Source organism: Coprococcus sp. OM06-34AC, assembly GCF_003462545.1.
GTDB classification, from domain to species: Bacteria; Bacillota; Clostridia; order Lachnospirales; family Lachnospiraceae; genus Coprococcus; species Coprococcus aceti.
Map to the genome: position 1 here is coordinate 645,225 of NZ_QTZF01000001.1, position 21,207 is coordinate 666,431.

Below are 21,207 nucleotides of genomic sequence, written 5' to 3' on the forward strand. Positions count from 1 at the left end.
TTACTCTATATACATTTTAATTCAGATCTTTATACATTGATCTCCGCAGTAACACCGAGGATATCCTTGTTCTCATCGAGGATAGGCTGAATGACCTCTGCAAGGAACTCTCTTGTCTGCTCAGGAGCACGACCTACGAAGTTCTTTGGCTCAAGGATAGATACGATCTCCTCCTTTGTCATACCAAAGTCAGGGTCTGCTGCGATACGGTCAACGAGGTCATTCTCTCTTCCGTACTTCTTGACCTGCTCGCCTGCAAGCATTGAGTACTCTCTGATCTTCTCATGAAGCTCCTGACGGTTGCCGCCACGCTTAACAGCATCCATCATGATATTCTCTGTTGCCATGAATGGAATCTCCTTCATGAAGCACTGGTAGATAACCTTGTCATATACCACAAGGCCATCTACAACATTCAGGTACAGATCAAGGATTCCATCAACTGCAAGGAATGCCTCTGGAACTGAGATACGCTTATTTGCTGAGTCATCAAGTGTTCTCTCAAACCACTGTGTTGCGGCTGTGATAGCAGGATTGAGCGCGTCACACATTACATAATTGGCAAGTGATGCGATTCTCTCACTTCTCATTGGGTTTCTCTTGTATGCCATAGCTGATGAACCAATCTGGTTCTTCTCAAATGGCTCCTCTATCTGCTTTAAGTGCTGGAGAAGTCTGATATCATTTGAGAACTTGTGTGCACTCTGTGCGATGCCTGAGAGCACATTAAGAACTCTTGAGTCGACCTTTCTTGAATATGTCTGGCCTGATACAGGATAGCACTCAGCAAATCCCATCTTCTCAGCGATCTTTCCATCTATCTTTCTCACTGTCTCGTGATCTCCTCCGAAGAGCTCAAGGAAACTTGCCTGTGTTCCAGTTGTTCCCTTTGATCCGAGAAGCTTCTGCTGGCTGATCATGTACTCTATATCAGAGAGGTCAAGGAGCAGCTCCTGCATCCAGAGTGTTGCACGCTTGCCGACTGTCGTTGGCTGTGCAGGCTGGAAATGTGTAAATGCAAGAGTTGGGAGATCCTTGTACTGATCTGCGAACTTTGCCAGCTCATTTATAACATTGATGAGTTTCTTTCTGACAAGCTTTAATGCCTCTGTCATAACGATAACGTCTGTGTTATCGCCTACATAGCAGCTTGTTGCTCCAAGGTGGATTATTCCTGCTGCCTTAGGGCACTGAACACCGTATGCATATACGTGGCTCATTACGTCGTGACGAACCAGCTTTTCTCTCTCTCTGGCAACATCATAGTTGATGTCATCAGCGTGAGCCTTGAGCTCCTCGATCTGCTCATCTGTGATTCTTGGATTGCCGTTCTCGTCCTTAAGACCAAGCTCCTTCTCTGTCTCAGCAAGAGCTATCCACAGCTTTCTCCATGTCTTAAACTTCATATCAGGTGAGAAAATATACTGCATTTCCTTACTAGCGTATCTTTCACACAGTGGGCTTTCGTACTTGTCCTTACTCATGTCTTTACCTCTTTCTTCCTGTAGTCTCCCGCATCTGCCAGCTGACAAATGCTTTTATATCTTATCACACAACTATTATACATGGGTTTCAGATTATTTCCATGCTTTTTTTGCATAAACCAGAAATTCGGAATCAATATCCGCTTTTTCCGCTGATATGATTCCGAATTTTCACAATTTTTGTCTTGCGACAAGTGCGCACTTTCGTGCGCTATCACCAGGACTCCTCCCGCTTACGCGGGCCCCTCCTCATGTCTTATCTTCCGACAAGTGCGCACTTTCGTGCGCTATCACCAGGACTCCTCCCGCTTACGCGGGCCCCTCCTCATGATATAATATGAGACTCCGATCCTCTCTTGAAGTCTTCGTGGTCGCCTCTGATGTCCTCTGTAGGCGGTTTCATAGGATATTGGCCGCTGAAGCATCCGTGGCAGTACTGTCTTCCGCCTGAGATCTCCGGAAGCCTCTCCATCTTCAGGTACGCTAGAGAATCGGCACCTATGATCTTGCATATATCATCTACAGACCTGTTGTATGCTATGAGCTGCTCTCTGTCCGGAATATCAGTTCCAAAGTAGCATGGATACAGGAATGGAGGTGAACTGATCCTTACATGGACCTCAGTCGCTCCTGCCTCCCTGAGCATGCCAACTATTCTGTCACTCGTGGTTCCACGAACTATAGAGTCATCTATCATTATGACACGCTTGCCATTTACAGCCTCCTTAAGGACGTTCAGCTTGACACGCACACTGGACTCTCTCTGGCTCTGCTGTGGCTTTATGAATGTTCTTCCCACGTATCCATTCTTGACAAATGCCGTTCCATATGGAATACCCGATTCAAGTGAATAGCCCATGGCCGCTGCATTTCCCGATTCAGGAACGCCAACTACCACATCAGCGTCAACCGGGCTGTCCTTTGCAAGGCATCTTCCGGCTGTGATACGCGAATCGTACACAGACATTCCATCTATGACTGAATCAAGTCTCGCAAAATATATATACTCAAATATACATCTTGCATGCTGCTCCTGGCACATGTTCTTGTACGACTGGATTCCGTACTCAGGTGATATGGTTACAACCTCTCCAGGCTCCACATCCCTGACAAATTCGGCACCTATTGTATCGAGCGCACAGCTCTCAGATGCCAGTATGTATGCGTTATCACGCTTTCCTATACAAAGCGGTCTGAAACCAAATGGATCTCTGGCTCCGATAAGCTTTCTAGGACTCATGATGACAAGTGAATATGATCCCCTTACTTTCTTGAGAGCTCTAGTGACAGCCTCCTCAACGGAACCACACTTAACTCTCTCCCTGGCTATATGGTAAGCTATTACCTCAGAATCAATTGTAGTCTGGAATATAGCGCCTGTGAGTTCCAGCTCACGTCTAAGCTCAGGAGCATTTACCAGATTGCCGTTGTGTGCAAGTCCCAGAGTTCCCTTTACATAATTGAGAACCAGTGGCTGTGCATTCTCTATAGTGCTGGCACCGGCTGTTGAATATCTCACATGACCCACACCGATATTTCCCTTTAGCTTGCTCAGTGAATCAGGTGTGTACACCTCATTCACAAGGCCCATGCCCTTTAAGGAGCTGACCTTGCCCTTAGGACCGGCAGTGTCTGACACCGCTATACCGCAGCTCTCCTGCCCACGGTGCTGCAATGCAAACAGACCATAATAGATCGTGTTCGCCACATCATTTCCATCGAAATCATAGATACCGAAGACTCCGCACTCCTCGTGCATCTCGTCCTCGTCATAATAATGGGATCTTAAACATTCGTTCATAAATATATGCCTCTCATGTTATATTATTGTAACTGTCACGGCCACATAATTCTCATCGTATGTCTGGTGACAGTCATATCTTTCGCCACATAAAACTTTATCTGTTTTGCCACAACATGTCAACAGATAAATTCTATCATTTTTAGGATTATACCCCACTTTTTTCATGCATTTTCGCCAACAGCAGTATATTTCGCAAGTATTTGTCTGTTTGAACTTGAGAAAATCCACATATCTCTGCCACAACCTCGCCTCACCGGTCGCGCTGTACTTCTCTCCTGACGCGGCAGGTTACCACATAGTCCTTCCGGCTTCCACCTGGAATTGAAAAAAAGCCCAAAAGATACAAATTTTACGTACTTTGTATCTTTTGAGCTTTTATACCACTCTCTACTCCACTGCGTGTCCCTTTGCCTTTATGAGATCCACCATCTTGTATACATACTTCTCACACAGCTCATCTGTGGCTGCCTCGACCATAACTCTGATGACAGGCTCTGTACCGCTCTGTCTGAGAAGAAGTCTTCCGTCGTCTCCAAGCTCTGCTGCTATCTCATCGTTCAATTTCAGCACATCAGCATCGTTCATGACTGCATCCTTGCTTGAAACTTTGACATTCACAAGGAGCTGTGGATATATCGTCAGGCTGTGGAACAGCTCTGAGAGCTTGACCTTACGTCCAAGTATAGTCTCCATGATCATCAGTGAGGTGAGGACACCGTCACCGGTTGTTGCATACTTGGAGAAGATGATATGTCCTGACTGCTCGCCGCCGATGGAATGTCCGTGCTCCATCATATTTTCGAACACGTACTTGTCACCGACTGCCGTCTTCTCATAGTTGATGCCCTTCTTGTCAAGTGCTTTGTAAAGTCCAAGGTTGGACATGATAGTTGTGACGATGGTATTGTTGTTCAGCTCGCCCTTATCCTTCAGATAACGACCGCAGACATAGAGTATCTTGTCTCCATCCACGATTTCGCCCTTGTCGTCCACTGCAAGACACCTGTCCGCATCACCGTCAAATGCAAATCCCACATCAAGTCCCTTCTCCTTGACAAATGCCTGAAGCTTTTCAATGTGTGTTGAACCACAGTCCGTGTTGATGTTTGTTCCATTTGGCTCATTGTTGATGACATATGTCTTTGCTCCGAGAGCGTCATACACCGACTTTGCAACCAGATATGACGCACCATTTGCACAGTCAAGACCAATTCTCATTCCCTTGAAAGGTCTGGTAGGGATCGTGAGCAGATAACCTATATATCTGTTTCTTCCCATTGTGTAGTCGGTGGTCTTACCGATGCTGTCCTTCTTTGCAAATGGTATCTCGCCAAGCTCACCATCTATATACTGCTCGATCTCATTCTCGATGGCAGCCTCAAGCTTGTAGCCCTGACCATTGATGACTTTTATACCATTGTCATAGTATGGGTTATGGCTGGCTGAGATCATGATACCGCAGTCAAAATCACCTGTGCGGACTATATAAGACACACTAGGTGTAGGTGTTACATGCATCAGGTATACATCAGCTCCGCTGGCTGTAAGTCCCGCAACCAGGGAATACTCGAACATGTAGCTTGAAAGTCTCGTATCCTTTCCGATGACGACATGAGCCTTTCCATCCTCATGCTGCTTGCCATAGTAGTAGCCAAGGTATCTTCCAACCTTATAGGCATGCTCCACTGTAAGGTCTACATTTGCCTCGCCTCTGAACCCATCTGTTCCAAAATATTTACCCATTGTAAAATCCTCGATTCTATTATTCTATAACCTCATCCTGCTCGCTTTCTTGAACGACCAGAAGATCTATCGCTCTCCTGTGGATGTGTATCTTGGTCTCCTTATATTCTCCGCCGAACTCACCATCACATGTCCATGCAACCGGATCCTCTGCATCAAACTTGACCCTGTGAGCCCTGAATGAAACCATGCTCCTCTCATTCACATCACCTGTAAGAAGTGCCCTGACCACTCTCTCCAGGTCAGCCGGTGTCTTCATTGTCCTTATCAATACTCCCTCAAAAAGTCCGTCATCGAACTCAACTCCTTTTCGGGTTATACTCTTAAACCCTCCAACGGATACCGAGTTGGACACCATACCGAATATAAACTCGCCTTCCTGCTCGTCCCCGTCTATTGTAACCTTCATCTTGTAAGATGGTACATTTGCCAGGCTTTTTATCCCCTGCAATACATATGCCGCATGTCCAAATATATTCTTCATATTCTGCGGCGTTGCATATGATGTATCTGAGAACATTCCAAAAGCTGCGACATAAACAAAGTTCTTGTCGTTCAGACTTCCTATATCTATGGAGAACGGCTCTGCCTTCACTATCATCTCAGCCGCCTCAACCGTCTCTCTCGGTATGTCCATGCTCCTTGCAAAGTCATTGGTGGAGCCACACGGAATATATCCAAGTGGAACCCTTATCCCGCTCTTCATATATCCTGTAACTGTGTTGCCCAGGGTTCCATCGCCCCCCGCACATACGATCACATCGTAGTTTGCGCCTTCCTCCTGAACAATTCTCTCTGCGTCATCTGCCGATTTCGTAAGATATGTCCTGACCGCGTAATCGTTATTGCAGAACACTTCCAGCACATCCACCAAAGAATTCTTCAGAGTAGTCCTACCCGCTTTGGGATTCATGATGAACAGCATATTCTTCATACTTTCAATAACACAACCTTTCCCTTTGATACTGCTTATTTACTTGTGATCCTCCTTGTACTTCATGTACAGATCATACCCCTTCTTGCGGAGCTTGCATGATGGACAATGTCCGCAGCCCTCGCCCTTGATGCCATTATAACATGTAAGTGTCATATCTCTGATGACGTCCAGTCCGCCCAGCTCATCAGCCATCTTCCATGTCTCCATCTTATCGATCCACATCAATGGTGTTATTATATCAAACTCGTAGTCCATTGCAAGGTTAAGTGTTGTATTTAACGATTTGATAAATATATCCCTGCAGTCTGGGTATCCTGAGAAGTCACTCTGGGACACTCCTGTTATTATATCAGATATTCCCCTCTGTTTGGCAAATATTGCTACAAATGTAAGAAATACCATGTTTCTTCCATCGACAAATGAGTTCGGTGTACCCTCATCAGGTGCATTCTCATCAACCTTCATGTCTGTTCTTGTCAGTGAATTTGGCGCAAGCTGGTTAAGCAGACTCATGTCGAGTATGTGATGCTCCACTCCGAATTTGTCCGCGATCTCCTTAGCACACTCAAGCTCTAACGCATGTCTCTGTCCATAGTCAAATGATACGGCGTACACTTTCTTATACTTCTTGAGTGCCCACAACAGACACGTTGTGCTGTCCTGTCCGCCGCTGAATACTACAACTGCCTCATCCTTATTCTTTAAATTCTGCATGATCTCATCCTCCATATATAATCAAATATGATATTCCGAACCGCATTATAACGCTCACGGATAAACAAATTCACCATTATCAATTCAGTGTACCGATAACTATCTTCCCGCATTGTACATCATCAGCATCTTGTTCTGCAGAGCTGTGTCGCTCTCAAATCTTCCCCTGAGAGTGGTCGTCATGGTCTTGCTTCCCGGTTTCTTGATGCCCCTTGCCGTCATGCAGCTGTGATGTGCCTCTATCATGACCGCCACGTCCTCAGTTCCAGCAGCCTTGGATATGACGTAGGCTATGTCCGAGCCTATCCTCTCCTGGAGCTGAAGTCTCTTCGCCACCATATCCGCAATCCTCGCTATCTTAGAAAGTCCGAGCACTCTTCCATTTGGAATGTATGCGACTGACACCTTCATGTCGTACATAAGCGCCATGTGATGCTCACAGTAGCTGAACACCTCTATATCCTTGACAAACACCATGTCACCGGCCTGCCTTGCCACTCCGTCCTCTGCAAATGTCTTGCCGAACATCTCGGCCAGCTCGTCGTTGGTGTAGTTCATTCCCTCAAATACTTCCTCATACATGCGTGCAACCCTGTCAGGAGTCTCTACAAGCCCCTCTCTGTCCGGGTCATCCCCAAGTGCAATCAGTATCCCTCTTACGTGCTCCTTTATAGCCTCTTTATCTATCGCCATCTTATACACCTCTTTCTTCCGGATCCCAAATGAACTTGTGAAGCTGTAACTGAAGCTTTACATCGTTCATATCGTTCTCGATCATAAAATCCACTATATCCGCAGGATCTATGCTGCCATACACAGGACTGATGAATACTCTCGTCTTCTCATCCAGCGCATACTCCTGAACTATCTCAAGACACTTCTCCAGATCTTCCTGTGAACCGACCACAAATTTCACCGAATCATTCTTGTCTATATAGTTATAATTTGCAAGGCACATGTCACTTTCCATGCCGCTGGACGGACATTTGTAATCCAGCGTGTATGACACATTCCCTCCAAGGGCCTTGAACTCTGCTATATCCACACTTCCGTTCGTCTCGATCTCAACCCTTATATCGTCCTCCAGCTCAAATGCAAGGAGGAGCTTATCTATATCCTTCTGTATCAGCGGCTCCCCACCTGTCAGGGTGACGTTCTTCACCTCTGTCCTTCTGACATAATCGATAATATCATCCTCGGTCAGCTCCTCATACGGAACGCCTGCCTCATTTGCCCACTTGGTATCGCAGTAACCGCAATCAAGATTGCATCCCGCAAATCTTATGAACACGGCAAGTTCTCCGGCTCTTGCAGCCTCACCGTTGATACTTATAAATCTCTCTACTACTCTGTATGTGCTCACGACTGTATTTCCTTTCTCCCGGTGTATATTCTCCATTCTCTCACATCTTCCAGATTTTTAGACCTGCCAGCTTCTCACCGGAATCCTATCATATATATTTACTCACAATAAGAAGCCACGTTGTTCGGTGTCTCATACACACTTGCCTCTATGACCTTGTAGCCCCGGCCTGCCATCTCATCATATATATACTTTGCAAAGTTCTCAGCAGTAGGTCTGAAATCAACCTTCACGATTCTCAGATTTTCCGCCAGCAGCGCATCCTCCGTCGCCTGCTTCAGGCTTCCCGTTTCCATGATAAGGCTGTGGTCAAAGTGATCCGCAATCTCCTTCAGATCCTTCTTCAGATTGGAGAAATCAACCACCATTCCTCTGTTCTGTGTATCGCTCTCAAGAGTCTCTGCACCGACCTCGATCTCCACAGTCCATCTGTGTCCGTGGATATTGCTGCATTTGCCGTCATAATCTTTCAAAAAATGGGCGCTGTCAAAACTTGCCTTTGTCTTTAACTTATACATAACTCCTCCTATAAGCATCCAACTGTTCACCACAAAAAAAGACCAGAATAGGACATTCTGATCTTCTTATGTCCTAGTTTTGTTTAGTGACAGGATGGTACTAATGAACTGTCAATCTATAATATTGTATTTATGCTTTATTCGTATATTATATCTGCCTATTTCCTATCAGATATACCAGCTTATGTCTCTTACTATGCTTTAGATATTAAGGAATCCCTTAACCTCTGCAAGCATATCCTCCTTGTCACATACTGTGTCATGGAGAACCTTTGCTGATCTGATATCCTCTATAGCCTGAGGTACCTTTACGCCTGAGAGCTTCTCAAGCTCGTCGACAAGCTCAAAGTCTGTCTTGGAATCATACTCAGCGTCTATAGCGTTCATAACGCTTCTTGTGAACTTGTATGGGCTTGCTGTTGACGCGATGACTGTAGGTGTCTTATCTCCTGTCTCTGCCACATACTTTTCATATACTGTAGCCGCAACTGCTGTATGTGTATCGATGATATAATCATCTGACTCATATACCTTTTTGATGGTAGCTGCTGTCTCTGCCTCTGTTGCATATCCACCATAGAACTCAGCAAGCTTTGCCTTCATATCGTCTGTGATGGTGTACACTCCATCTGTTGTGAGTTCTTTCATAAGCTCTGAGTTCTTCTCAGCATCATTGCCAGCAATCTTGTATATCAGTCTCTCAAGGTTGCTTGAAATGAGGATATCCATCGATGGCGATGTTGTGAGTATGAACTCTCTGTTTCTATCGTATGTTCCTGTCTGGAAGAAATCAAACAGAACCTTGTTGTCATTTGATGCACAGATGAACTTTGCGATTGGAAGTCCCATCTCCTTTGCGTAGTATGCAGCAAGGATATTACCAAAGTTACCTGTTGGAACATCCACGTTGATCTTATCGCCGGCCTTGATGGTTCCGTCTGCAACAAGTCTTGTGTAGGCGTATACATAGTATACCATCTGAGGGACAAGACGTCCGATGTTGATGGAGTTTGCTGATGAGAACTGATAGCCCTTCTCATCCATGTACTTTGCAAGCTCAGCATCTGAGAACATCTTCTTCACACCTGTCTGGGCATCATCAAAGTTACCTGTGATACCAACAACAAATGTATTGTCACCCTTCTGTGTAACCATCTGCTTCTCCTGGATTGGGCTTACACCGTGCTTTGGATAGAACACGATGATCTTTGTTCCAGGAACATCTGCAAATCCTGCAAGGGCAGCCTTACCTGTATCACCTGATGTTGCTGTGAGGATGACGATCTCATTCTTTACGCCATTCTTCTTTGCTGATGTTGTGAGAAGATATGGAAGGATTGAAAGTGCCATATCCTTGAATGCTATTGTTGATCCATGGAAAAGCTCAAGATAATATGCTCCTGCCTTATTCACAAGTGGTGCTATAACCGGTGTATCAAACTTTGAATCATATGCTGAATCTATACAATGCTTAAGCTCAGCCTCTGTGAAGTCTGTGAACATAAGCTTCATAACTTCGTATGCAACCTGCTGATAGTTCATCTTTGCAAGATCTTCCAGAGACACATCAAGTGCTGGTATAGAATCTGGTACAAAGAGTCCCCCCTCATTAGCAAGTCCCTTAAGTATAGCCTGTGATGCTGTTGCTGTCTCATTTGCATTTCTTGTGCTTCTGTAGATAAGTTCCATTTGCCAATCTCCTTAATAAATATATTTAAACATTTCGTTATGTACTAAACTCAGGAATCACCTGTATTCTTACAAATAATCGTGTGCATTATAACACAGCATTTTATAAAAAACAAGCTATAGCCCGCCTCATTCGTGCGACTTTTTCAACACTTATCTCACTGCATTTAAAAACCCGCCTTACGGCGGGTCTTTAATATATCTGTATACAATTTCTGCTTTTTATTACTTTACATATACATCATAGTAGCCTGTTGCGAAGTTAAGAGCTGCCTGATGGTTTGAGAAGTAGATATCAAGATGATTGCCATTGATAGCTCCACCTCTGTCCTGAACTGTGTATGTATGACCATCAACTATAAGCTCTGTACCAAATGCAAAGTTACTTGGCGCTGCACATGTCACACCCTCGACTGCAGGTGCACCTGAAGCTGTTGTCGGGTTATCCATGTTGCTGTACTCACCGCAGCAGATTGGACATGGACAATATGCCGTAATCCAGAATGTTCCGAGATATGTACCTGATGCCTCACCATTCACATAAATAACCTTGTCATCAGGAAGTCCATCTGTTGACTTCTCTGTTGATGGATCAACTGATATCTGATCGTCAGGAAGTCCTGCTGCTGACTTATCCTTATCCTTAACCTTCATCTGTGTGGTAGGTTCTGACTTTGTTGTGTCTGCTGCCTGCTGTGCAGCCTCTGTTGCACGAGCCTCTGTTGTGCTCTCCTGAACTCCACCGCTTATGGCTGAAGTCTTCTTAACTGTCTTCTTGCTTGAGAGGGCTACTGAACCAGTCTTGTTGACATCTGACAGAGTACCATCTGCCAGTGCAACTGATGATGTTGCCTCTCCATAGTCTGCTGTGTTGTCTGCGTATAATGTATTACCTGCTGCTGCGATCGACACTCCCTTGCCCTTGGATGAAACCATGCTGTCATCTGATGCGATAACTGCGTATGATGAAAATCCAACTGCCAGGAGTACTGCTCCTATGCTAATCTTCTTTACGTTCCTTTTCAGTGATGTCTTCATTAGTTTCTGTGATTTCATACGTGATGAATCTGAAAACTTTTGCATAACCTTTTCTCCTTAATTTCTTTACGGTTTCAGAATTGTTACAAAACCGTTAAAATTTAACTCATGACGCTATTATAATCTCTGTCGAAAGAAAGGTCAAGCAAAGTGGCTATTTTTGTAAATCATGCACAGCTCGCATAAAATCTTTAATTCAGTTAATGTAAATATGCAACATTTTAAAATGCCATTTTTGTGCATATTTTACATTTTAGTACCGTAACATTTTTGAAACAAATTAGCATCTTGTATATTTTTACTTTAGAATTTTTAATAAATTCTTTATTTCCTGTTACATTTTTTGTTTTTATGTTAACTCACAATGACTTTTTCAGGTGCGCTGTCAGCCCATCTACAGAGCAGTTCCTCAAGCTCCTCGTAAGTCTCAACCTGGTTCACATTGCTCCTGAGCTTTGCCGAATCATACATTCCGACTGAGTACCATGCCACGTGCTTTCTCATCTCATGGATACCTGTGTACTCACCCTTGAACTCAACCATGAGTCTCGCATGTCTCAGCATCATATCCTTCACTTCATATATGTCAGGCTTGTCCGGCAGCTCGCCATGCTCGTAGTAGTATTTCATATCGCGGAATATCCACGGGTTGCCCCTCGCACCTCTTCCTATCATAAAGCCGTCACAGTTCGTCTGCGCCCTCATGTCTATGATGTCCTGAGGAGTGTTTATATCGCCATTGCCAATGATCGGGATGATGCACGCCTCCTTCACCCTGGCTATGACGCTCCAGTCCGCATGTCCCTGATAATACTGCTGCCTTGTCCTTCCGTGCACCGCCACAGCGGCAGCCCCACTCTCCTGGGCTATATGTGCTATCTCAGGCGCATTTATATGCTCTGAATCAAATCCGCTTCTTATCTTGATGGTCAGCGGTATGCTTATAGCTTTTGCCATGGCCTCGACTATCCTTCCAACGAGAACCGGATCCTTCATCAGCGCAGATCCCTCTCCATTGTTGACCACCTTCGGCACAGGGCAGCCCATATTTACATCTATGAACGAATAACCGTTGCTCTCTATCCTCTTTGCCATCTCCGCCATGATCTCAGGATCAGAGCCAAAGAGCTGCAGCCCAAATGGCTTCTCCCGCTCATCCATAGCCAGAAGCGGCTTCGTGTTCTTATTTTTATAATATATTGCCTTGGCGCTCACCATCTCGCTGTACAGGATATCACAGCCCTGTTCCTTGCATAAAAGACGAAATGGCTGGTCACATACACCAGCCATCGGCGCCAGGATCAATTTATCTCTGAAATCCATAAATTTCTCCATTGCTTCTATAATAATATATAATTTGCAAAATCCGACTTATTTCTGCTTGTCCATGATAAGTCTGAGTCCGTGAAGTGTGAGATCCGGATCATACACATCTATGCAGTCCGTGTTCTCATATATCATCTTTCCAAGTCCGCCGGTAGCCACGACCTTCATGTTGTCGTATCCTGACTCCTTGCGCATTCTCTTCACTATATACTCTGTCTGGCCAATATAGCCCATGCACACACCGGCCTGCATACTGGATATCGTGTCCTTGCACAGTATCGTCTCAGGCACCTTTATCTCTATCTCAGGAAGCTTGGCTGTTCCCGTCCACAGAGCATTTGCAATAAGCCTTATACCCGGCGATGTGACCTCAGCCTCAAACACGCCATCGGCATTGATGAGGTCGTACGTTGTGGCAGTTCCAAAGTCCACCGTGAGAACCGGTCCGCCATACATGTGATAAGCCGCAACTGCGTCAACTATTCTGTCAGCTCCAAGCTGCTTCGGGTTTGGCAGCGCTATATTGATCCCCGTCTTTATTCCCGGCTCAACTATGAGTGGTGTTATTCCAAAATATTTCTTTATGCCATTCACCAGGGAATGCATGATCTTCGGAACAACCGAAGCGATTATAACTTCATCTATAACATCAGTTGACAACTGTCTCATTCTGAGCCAGTCGCGCAGAAATACTCCGTACTCATCCGATGTTCTCGATATCCCGGTGGTCATCCTGAAGGTCTTCTCCAGGCGTTCTCCGTCAAACAGTCCTATCGTAATATTTGTATTTCCAGCATCAATAGCAAATAACATGCCCCTTTTTCCTTCCTGATCTTCCAATTATTTTATATCATTCATTTACAAGACTGTTAATGTCAACACCCTGTATAAATATCTTATAGAACAGCTCCAGACTCTGGAACAGCTCCTTCTTTTCATTCTGCAGCTTCTTGACCTTGAGTCCGCATCCTATGTCGTCAAATAACAGGTCATCCTCAAGTGCCCTCGTCTGTATCTTCAGATTGCCGGCGTCGTCAAACACCAACATAAATATTCCTCCGACCTCCTGTGTAAACGCTCCACACATGGCGTGAAGCTCGTCCTTTATCTCATCAGGAAGCTTTGAAAATTCCTTGTTCAGATAAAACTTCTGATTATATATCGAGCTGGCGCACAGAACAAGCTCGCCATCCTCTGTCCTGGTTGAAATCTCCATAACCGCTCCTATCCTATAACGTCCGCCATATCGTACATTCCTGCAGGCTTGCCCTTGAGGAACTTTCCTGCCTCAACAGCACCCTTTGCAAATACTGACTTGGAATATGCCGTGTGCTTGAACTCTATAACCTCATCAATACCTGCAAATATCACCTCATGCTCTCCAACTATAGTGCCGCCTCTGACAGCAGAGATTCCGAGCTCCTTCTTATCCCTCTTCTTTCTCACCTGGCTTCTGTCGTACACATACTCATACTGCTCATTGCATGCCTCATTGATTGAATCAGCAAGAGCAAGAGCTGTTCCGGATGGAGCATCCACCTTCTGGTTGTGATGCTTCTCAACTATCTCTATATCATATCCGGCTGGTGAGAATACCTTCGCAGCATCCTTCAGAAGCTTCATGAGTGTATTGATTCCCAGTGACATGTTCGCTGACTTGAGTATGGCAACCTTTGCACTGCACTCCTTTACCTTTGCAAGCTGCTCATCTGAGAGACCTGTTGTGCAGAGAACAATAGGAGTCTGTGTCCTCACACCGTAATCGAGGAGCTTGTCAACAGCTACAGCCGCTGCAAAATCTATGATGACATCAGCCTCGACATCGCAGGCATCTATGTCTGTAAATACCGGATATCCGTTATCCCTGTTGTCCACAACATCTATTCCCGCTACGATCTCGGCATCAGGATCGCCTGCAACGATACCTGTTATTACCTGTCCCATCTTTCCATTGCAACCATGCATTATGATCTTTACCATGTCTGTCTATCCTCCATATATATAAGCTTTGTCATTTGTTGTCGTCTTTTGTGTGGTCTATGCACGCTGACATGCGCATATATTTCAACATGTACTCCATTTTACACATTTGCTGTCCATTGTGCAACGTTTATATCCACCTCGGCAAATAAAAATGTCTGCAGCCAGTTGAGACCGCAGACATCTGTATTGTTTCTATGATAATTACAGTCCTAGAGAACTCCGTACTCTTCCATTGCCTTCTTGAGCTTCTCCACGTTCTGTGGCTCCATCTCAGTGAGCGGCATTCTCATTGTTCCATCACACATACCAAGAAGCTCTACAGCCTTCTTGACAGGTATTGGATTGACCTCGCAGAACAGTGCGTTGCAGAGATCAATGGCCTTGAGCTGGAGATCAAGACTTCCCTGAACATCTCCGTCAAGATACTTCTGAACCATATCGTGTACATCCTCAGGGATTATATTGGCTGTCACTGAGATAACTCCCTTTCCGCCAAGTGAGAGAAGAGGTACAACCTGATCGTCATTTCCTGAGTAGATATCTATGCATCCCTTTGCAAGGCTTGCAAGCTTTACAACCTGACTTATATTGCCTGAAGCTTCCTTGATACCGACAATGTTCTCAACGTTCTGTGCAAGATATACTGCTGTTTCCGGCTGGATATTGCAGCCTGTACGTGATGGCACATTGTAAAGGATTATAGGCACATTTACTGAATTTGCAACGGCTGTGAAGTGTGCGATGAGGCCCTTCTGTGTAGCCTTGTTGTAGTATGGTGTAACCACGAGCAGACCGTCCACTCCGTAGCTCTCTGCCTCTGTTGAGAGATATATTGCTGTTGCAGTACAGTTTGAACCTGTTCCTGCTATTACCTTTATTCTGTGGTCAGCGAACTCTACACACTTCTTCACGCACTCAAGATGCTCCTCGTGTGACAGTGTTGAAGCCTCGCCTGTTGTTCCGCAGATAACTATGGCATCCGTCTTGTGTGCTATATGAAACTCCACGAGCTCCTTGAGCTTATCATAATCCACATCTCCATTTTCAAGAAATGGTGTTACAAGTGCAACTGCTGAACCGGTAAAAATTGACATATTGTCGTCCTCCTTAAAAATAAATAGTCGATACAATATAGCATAAAAATGGGCTGGCAAAAAGCCAACCCATAAAAACATCTCATTCTTACAAGTAGCTCTCCATCCTCAGATGACAGTCATACAGTTCTTAACTGCACAACCAGCAACAGATCCTGTGGAATATCCATCACTTCGGCGGTCTTCCCTTTCGTCAGGCATCTTCTGCATCCACATGCATCAGCCTGCTTAATCATTAATCCCGCGCCTCTACTATATTGTATTCAGTTTAACCTTAGATAGTGCTACTATATCACCGCATCCAGACCATGTCAACCATATATTTTACTGCGTGCTTCACAAGGATTCCTCCCACTGACGTGGGCCCCTCCTTATGAAATATCATTCAAGACATTCCATCTTGCTCACAGACACCTCGTATGCCACCTTGCTGATCACCTGGTCATTGTCGATACGCTTCTGATACTCCCTGCTCTGGATCCTTCCCCAGATGGCCACATGCTCTCCTACCTGGAGCTTTCCGGCAAATCTCGCATTTCTGCCCCAGCAGATACATGGTATGTAATCGCTCTTGCCGTATGCTCTGTTGACCGCCAGCAGCACATCCGCGATCTCCCTTCCAAGGGGCGTCATCCTGTACACAGGTGCCTTACATATGTAACCGTCAAGATAGATCTGATTTGGTCTGTTCTCATCCTCAGCATCATCCTCGTCGATGGTCTCGATCTCTCTCACAAACACAGACAGTATAAGGCGGTTTCTGGTCTCCTCATGCTTGTTGTATGACCTGAACTGTCCCTTTGCCATGATGCGCTCCCCTATGTGGGATTCGTTCACATCGAACAGTCTGTCAGACACCATGAGCGGAATAGTATCGTAAGCATCGCTGAGTCTGCTGACGATGAGATCCACCATATAGAAGCCCTCGCCAAATATCTCGTGGCTGAACACGAACTCTGATGCTATCTCTCCTGCCACCACTACCTGATTGTTGTTTAATGTTTTTTCAGTCATATTTTCTCCCTCCGTTATAACAAACTTTTGCATACTTTAAAAGTTATGCCACGCAGTACAAAAATATGCTGTCTTGTTTGATCTAGTTTTGTCGGTCTCTCTTTCGCTGTCTCATTACCTCATACGACAAAAGAGTCGCCGATATTGCAGCGTTCAGCGATTCGACTTTGCCCTCCATCGGAATCCTGAGAAGTCTGTCGGCTCTGCACGCCACCTCATCCGTCAGGCCATTTCCCTCATTTCCTATGAGGAACGCCACCCTGTCCGGGAATACTATGTCGTAGAGATCGTCGCCGTCCAGATGTGCTCCGTACACCACAACACCTGACCGTCTCAGCTCCTCCACGGTCCCGGGCAGGTCATCGCACATGACAAATGGCACCCTGAATATGGCACCCATCGTCGATCTGACTACCTTCGGATTGTACGGATCGCATGAACCTTTTCCTATAAGCACGGCGGTCACACCTGCTGCCTCGGCGCTTCTGAATATAGTTCCCATATTTCCGGGATCCTGGAGCGTATCCAGCACAAGAAATGTCTCTCTGTCATTCCTGCCGAGCACGGAATCAAGCTGATAATGCATGCATTTCACCACAGCCATGCACCCCTGTGGAGTCTTGGTCTGTGACACCCCTGCGAACACTCCGTCGCTGAGTATCCAGGTATTCCTGCCATCAAGCACACCCATGCTCTTGAATTCACCCCTGTATTCCTTAAGCGCACTCTCCGACAGATACACCTCCTGAACATTCTGAAGCGGAAGCTCCCTGAACATGCGTATCCCCTCGACCACGAACACGTCTCTGTCCTTCCTGAGCTTTGCATCCTTGTTCAGCTTATTAAGTTCTTTTATCCTCGGATTACTGTTTGCTGTAATTACTTCCACTTTTTTCTCCTTTTACAGTGTCTTATCACACTTTTCTGAGCAATACCCTGTCTTTGCCGTATTCCATCTGAAGTGCATATACAACGCCGGAATTCTCATCCACACAGAATCCCCGGCCCATATTCTTCGCCTGTCTGGACTTCTTGAGCTGCACGTACACCGGACATGTGCCCTTGTACTCCTCAAGGATCGACATAAATGCAGATTCGTTCTTCATATATTCGTCCACATCCTCGAACAATACCCATAGCTGGCTGTTGCTCTGAACAGGCTTCTGTCTGTTGTTCCATGGCTTTCCCGACTGAAAGCTCTTGCCACCTTCTGCCTCCTCAAAGCTTATCATATCCGACAATATGAGCTTGTTTTCCTTCTCGCCGAGATTCGCCCTGCCCCTGACAAACACTCTGGAATCCACCAGAAGTCTGTCCCTGAACTTCTCGAAATCCCTCGGGAATACTATAACCTCGACCTGTCCGACCAGATCCTCTATAGTCACATACGCCATATTCTGATTGTTCTTGGTGAGCTTCACCGTCACCCTTGATATGAGTCCGCCGATGACATACATTGCATTGTCCTGAAGCTTCTGTCCATCTCCGTCACCCTGATCCTGGCTCATCTCATCGTCATCCTCGGTGTCCACCACGAAATCCGTCGCCTGAGCCGTGCATGTTCTCTGCATAAGCTCGATGTATTTGCCAAGCGGATGTCCCGATATATACACTCCGAGCACAGACTTCTCAAGCGCCAGCTTCTCCTGATCTGAATACTCCTCCACATCAGGGTAAGGCACGAGATTGCTCTGCACAAAATCGTCTCCCATCAGGTCAAACAGAGACATCTGCCCTGACTCCCTGCTCTTTCTCTCCCTTGCGGCTTCCTCCGCTATGGCCGGCAGAGCCATCATCATCTGCTTTCTGTTTGCTCCCATATCATCAAATGCACCGCTGAGTATCAGAGCCTCAACAGTTTTCTTATTTGTGTCCTTTGAAGGCATCCTTGTGAGGAAATCCCTGAGATCCTTAAACGGTCCATTCTTGGTCCTCTCCGCTTCTATCCTGTCGACAACAGCACCGCCGACACTCTTTATACCGGAGAGTCCGTATCTTATCTTGCCGTTGCTTATGGAGAACTTTGCCACTCCCTCATTTATATCCGGAGGGAGCACCTCAACTCCCATCTGCTTACACACACTTATATACTTTGCAACCTTGCCATTGTTGTCAATTACCGATGACATCAGCGCAGCCATGAACTCCACCGGATAGTAATACTTAAGGTACGCTGTCTGTGCCGCAAGTACCGCATATGCCACGGAGTGGGACTTGTTAAATGCGTACTCCGCGAACTTCATCATCTCGTCAAATATCTTATTTGCCACAGTCTCCGAGATTCCATTTGCCACGCATCCTGGAACATTGAGCTCCTTGTTGCCGTACACAAAGTTATGACGCTCCTTCTCCATCTCCTCAGGCTTCTTCTTCGCCATGGCTCGGCGCACAAGGTCACTTCTTCCCAGCGTATAGCCCGCCAGCTTCATAACGATCTGCATTACCTGCTCCTGGTAAATGATACATCCATAAGTCGGCTCAAGTATCTCCTCGAGCTCAGGAGTATCATAGTGAACCAGCTCACGGTTCTCCTTGCCCCTGATGTAGTCGTCTATAAACTGCATAGGACCCGGTCTGAACAGAGCAACACCGGCAATTACATCGTCCAGACTCTGTGGCTTCAGCTTCATCATGAAGTTTCTCATGCCCTCACTTTCGAGCTGGAACATACCCTCGGTCTTTCCCTGTCCCATGAGTCCAAGTATATTCGGATCATCGTAATCTATATTGTCTATGTCTATATCCTTGCCTGTTGTCTGCTTGACAAGCTTGACTGTATCCTGCACAACGGTCGCCGTTCGGAGTCCCAGGAAGTCCATCTTGAGCATTCCCAGATGCTCCACCGTGTTCTTCTCAAACTGGGTTACCACCGCGCCCTCGGCTCCAACTGACAAAGGCGCATACTCCTCTATCGCCTCACGGCCTATAACCACTCCCGCCGCATGCATTCCTGCATTTCTAGGGAGTCCCTCAAGCTTTCTGGCTATGTCCACAAGCTCCTTGATCTCGTCCGAGCCCTCGTACATATCCCTGAAATCCTTGCTCGTCTTGAGTGCTATATCTATGGTCATATCCTTCTCTGCAGGTATTGCCTTTGCAAGGGAATCACACACCGCATACGGGAGATCCATGGCTCTTCCAACGTCCCTTATGACGTTTCTTGCGCCCATGGTCTGATATGCTATTATCTGTGTCACGCACTCCTCGCCATATTTCCTTACGCAGTAGTCGATGACCTCCTGACGTCTGATATAGCAGAAATCTATATCAATATCCGGCATGGATACTCGCTCCGGGTTCAGGAATCTCTCAAAGAGAAGGTTGTACTGCAAAGGCTCAATGGTCGTGATGTCCAGACAGTAAGCAACCACACTTCCAACCGCCGAACCTCTTCCAGGTCCAACCGCAATTCCCTGCGATTTTGCAAAATGAATGAAATCCCACACTATCAGGAAATAATCCACAAATCCCATGCTCTTTATGACAGACAGCTCATAATCTATTCTCTGTCTGACCTCGTAGCCGTGGGTTCCCTCGGCCATCTTACCGGACTCCTCATATGTAAATCCGTACTTTTTCTCCATACCCTCATATACCAAATGATCCAGATATTCCTCCGCGGTATATCCCTCCGGCACATCGAATCTCGGAACCTTCTGCTCGCCAAATACGATATTCACATTACACCGCTCTGCGATCTTATGTGTATTCTCCAGAGCCTCCAGGGCGTATGGGAACAGCTCAGCCATCTCCTCCTTTGATTTGAGGTAGAACTGACCTCCCTCATAGCGCATTCTGTTCTCGTCCTGAACCTTGTGGTTAGTCTGTATACACAGGAGAACATCATGTGCCTCCCAGTCCTCGGCATAGATGTAGTGCGAATCATTTGTCACGACCATAGGGATACCCAGTTCCTTTGACAGACGCATGATCCCCGCATTCACAGTTGCCTGCTCAGGTATTCCGTGATCCTGCATCTCCAGAAAATAGTTTTCCTCGCCAAATATATTCCTGTATCTTATCGCAGTCTCCTTCGCACCGTCATAGTCGCCCTTTCTGAGCTTTGTCGCAACCTCACCGGCAAGACAGGCGCTGAGCGCTATAATTCCCTCATGGTACTTCTCCAGCACCTCCATATCGACCCTCGGCTTATAGTAAAAGCCCTCGGTAAATCCTCTGGTCACGATCTTGGACAGATTATGATATCCCAGATCATTCTCCGCCAGAAGGACGAGGTGATAATATCTGTCATCGCCCTTTCCAACTTCCCTGTCAAATCGTGATCCCGGACTGACATACACCTCACATCCGAGAATAGGTTTTATCCCCTCTCTGAGACAAGTCTCATAGAACTCTATAACACCGTACATGACGCCGTGATCCGTTATTGCGAGGGAATCATATCCCAGTTCCTTTGCCCTGCGCACAAGTCCGTCTATCTTCGCCGCACCGTCCAGCAGACTGTAGCCTGTATGCACATGCAGATGTGTAAACTCCATA

Annotated in this window: 18 protein-coding genes and 1 riboswitch; all 18 genes read right to left on the reverse strand. The window is 46.1% G+C overall.

Annotated elements, in window-relative coordinates:
* Positions 1-29 precede the first annotated feature (29 nt).
* Positions 30-1,484 carry an adenylosuccinate lyase gene (gene purB, locus DXB91_RS02865; protein WP_015533264.1) on the reverse strand — a complete coding sequence of 485 codons (1,455 nt, stop codon included), beginning with the start codon at positions 1,482-1,484 and terminating at the stop codon, positions 30-32.
* A 325-nt stretch (positions 1,485-1,809) separates the two neighbouring features.
* Entirely contained in the window at positions 1,810-3,285 is a 1,476-nt protein-coding gene (purF, locus tag DXB91_RS02875) for an amidophosphoribosyltransferase (RefSeq protein ID WP_118016769.1), read from the reverse strand.
* A gap of 390 nt (positions 3,286-3,675) precedes the next feature.
* Positions 3,676-5,031 (reverse strand): phosphoglucosamine mutase, encoded by a 1,356-nt coding sequence (glmM, locus tag DXB91_RS02880; RefSeq protein ID WP_118016770.1) that lies wholly within the window; start codon positions 5,029-5,031, stop codon positions 3,676-3,678.
* Between the two features lie 19 nt (positions 5,032-5,050).
* Complete coding sequence (locus DXB91_RS02885) at positions 5,051-5,965, reverse strand: diacylglycerol/lipid kinase family protein (RefSeq protein ID WP_022216588.1); 915 nt, start codon at positions 5,963-5,965, stop codon at positions 5,051-5,053.
* Between the two features lie 39 nt (positions 5,966-6,004).
* Positions 6,005-6,682 carry a 7-cyano-7-deazaguanine synthase QueC gene (gene queC / locus DXB91_RS02890; protein WP_118016771.1) on the reverse strand — a complete coding sequence of 226 codons (678 nt, stop codon included), beginning with the start codon at positions 6,680-6,682 and terminating at the stop codon, positions 6,005-6,007.
* Between the two features lie 99 nt (positions 6,683-6,781).
* Positions 6,782-7,375 (reverse strand): GTP cyclohydrolase I FolE, encoded by a 594-nt coding sequence (gene folE, locus DXB91_RS02895; RefSeq protein WP_117548574.1) that lies wholly within the window; start codon positions 7,373-7,375, stop codon positions 6,782-6,784.
* Position 7,376: 1 nt separating this feature from the next.
* Positions 7,377-8,081 (reverse strand): putative 7-carboxy-7-deazaguanine synthase QueE, encoded by a 705-nt coding sequence (queE, locus tag DXB91_RS02900; RefSeq protein WP_199413814.1) that lies wholly within the window; start codon positions 8,079-8,081, stop codon positions 7,377-7,379.
* A 62-nt stretch (positions 8,082-8,143) separates the two neighbouring features.
* The gene (queD, locus tag DXB91_RS02905) at positions 8,144-8,563 is read right to left on the reverse strand and encodes a 6-carboxytetrahydropterin synthase QueD (RefSeq protein WP_199413816.1); all 420 of its coding nucleotides are present in this window, start codon (positions 8,561-8,563) and stop codon (positions 8,144-8,146) included.
* Between the two features lie 201 nt (positions 8,564-8,764).
* Positions 8,765-10,252 carry a threonine synthase gene (gene thrC / locus DXB91_RS02910; RefSeq protein WP_022216593.1) on the reverse strand — a complete coding sequence of 496 codons (1,488 nt, stop codon included), beginning with the start codon at positions 10,250-10,252 and terminating at the stop codon, positions 8,765-8,767.
* Positions 10,253-10,477: 225 nt separating this feature from the next.
* Positions 10,478-11,335, reverse strand: a complete 858-nt coding sequence (locus DXB91_RS02915; RefSeq protein ID WP_117548572.1) for a 3D domain-containing protein — start codon at positions 11,333-11,335, stop codon at positions 10,478-10,480.
* Positions 11,336-11,644: 309 nt separating this feature from the next.
* Positions 11,645-12,613 carry a tRNA dihydrouridine synthase DusB gene (gene dusB, locus DXB91_RS02920; RefSeq protein ID WP_022216595.1) on the reverse strand — a complete coding sequence of 323 codons (969 nt, stop codon included), beginning with the start codon at positions 12,611-12,613 and terminating at the stop codon, positions 11,645-11,647.
* A 48-nt stretch (positions 12,614-12,661) separates the two neighbouring features.
* Positions 12,662-13,429: a type III pantothenate kinase gene (locus tag DXB91_RS02925; protein ID WP_118016773.1), complete on the reverse strand. Its 768-nt coding sequence runs from the start codon at positions 13,427-13,429 to the stop codon at positions 12,662-12,664.
* Between the two features lie 37 nt (positions 13,430-13,466).
* Positions 13,467-13,832, reverse strand: a complete 366-nt coding sequence (locus tag DXB91_RS02930) for a DUF6145 family protein (protein ID WP_015533275.1) — start codon at positions 13,830-13,832, stop codon at positions 13,467-13,469.
* A gap of 8 nt (positions 13,833-13,840) precedes the next feature.
* The gene (gene dapB / locus DXB91_RS02935; protein ID WP_022216597.1) at positions 13,841-14,596 is read right to left on the reverse strand and encodes a 4-hydroxy-tetrahydrodipicolinate reductase; all 756 of its coding nucleotides are present in this window, start codon (positions 14,594-14,596) and stop codon (positions 13,841-13,843) included.
* Positions 14,597-14,808: 212 nt separating this feature from the next.
* Positions 14,809-15,693, reverse strand: a complete 885-nt coding sequence (gene dapA, locus DXB91_RS02940; RefSeq protein WP_118016774.1) for a 4-hydroxy-tetrahydrodipicolinate synthase — start codon at positions 15,691-15,693, stop codon at positions 14,809-14,811.
* 87 nt (positions 15,694-15,780) lie between these two features.
* Positions 15,781-15,953: riboswitch (Lysine riboswitch) on the reverse strand.
* A 121-nt stretch (positions 15,954-16,074) separates the two neighbouring features.
* The gene (locus tag DXB91_RS02945) at positions 16,075-16,707 is read right to left on the reverse strand and encodes a single-stranded DNA-binding protein (RefSeq protein ID WP_117548569.1); all 633 of its coding nucleotides are present in this window, start codon (positions 16,705-16,707) and stop codon (positions 16,075-16,077) included.
* Between the two features lie 82 nt (positions 16,708-16,789).
* Positions 16,790-17,596 (reverse strand): TrmH family RNA methyltransferase, encoded by an 807-nt coding sequence (locus DXB91_RS02950; protein ID WP_118016775.1) that lies wholly within the window; start codon positions 17,594-17,596, stop codon positions 16,790-16,792.
* Between the two features lie 25 nt (positions 17,597-17,621).
* Positions 17,622-21,206: a DNA polymerase III subunit alpha gene (locus tag DXB91_RS02955; protein WP_118016776.1), complete on the reverse strand. Its 3,585-nt coding sequence runs from the start codon at positions 21,204-21,206 to the stop codon at positions 17,622-17,624.
* Position 21,207: the final 1 nt, after the last annotated feature.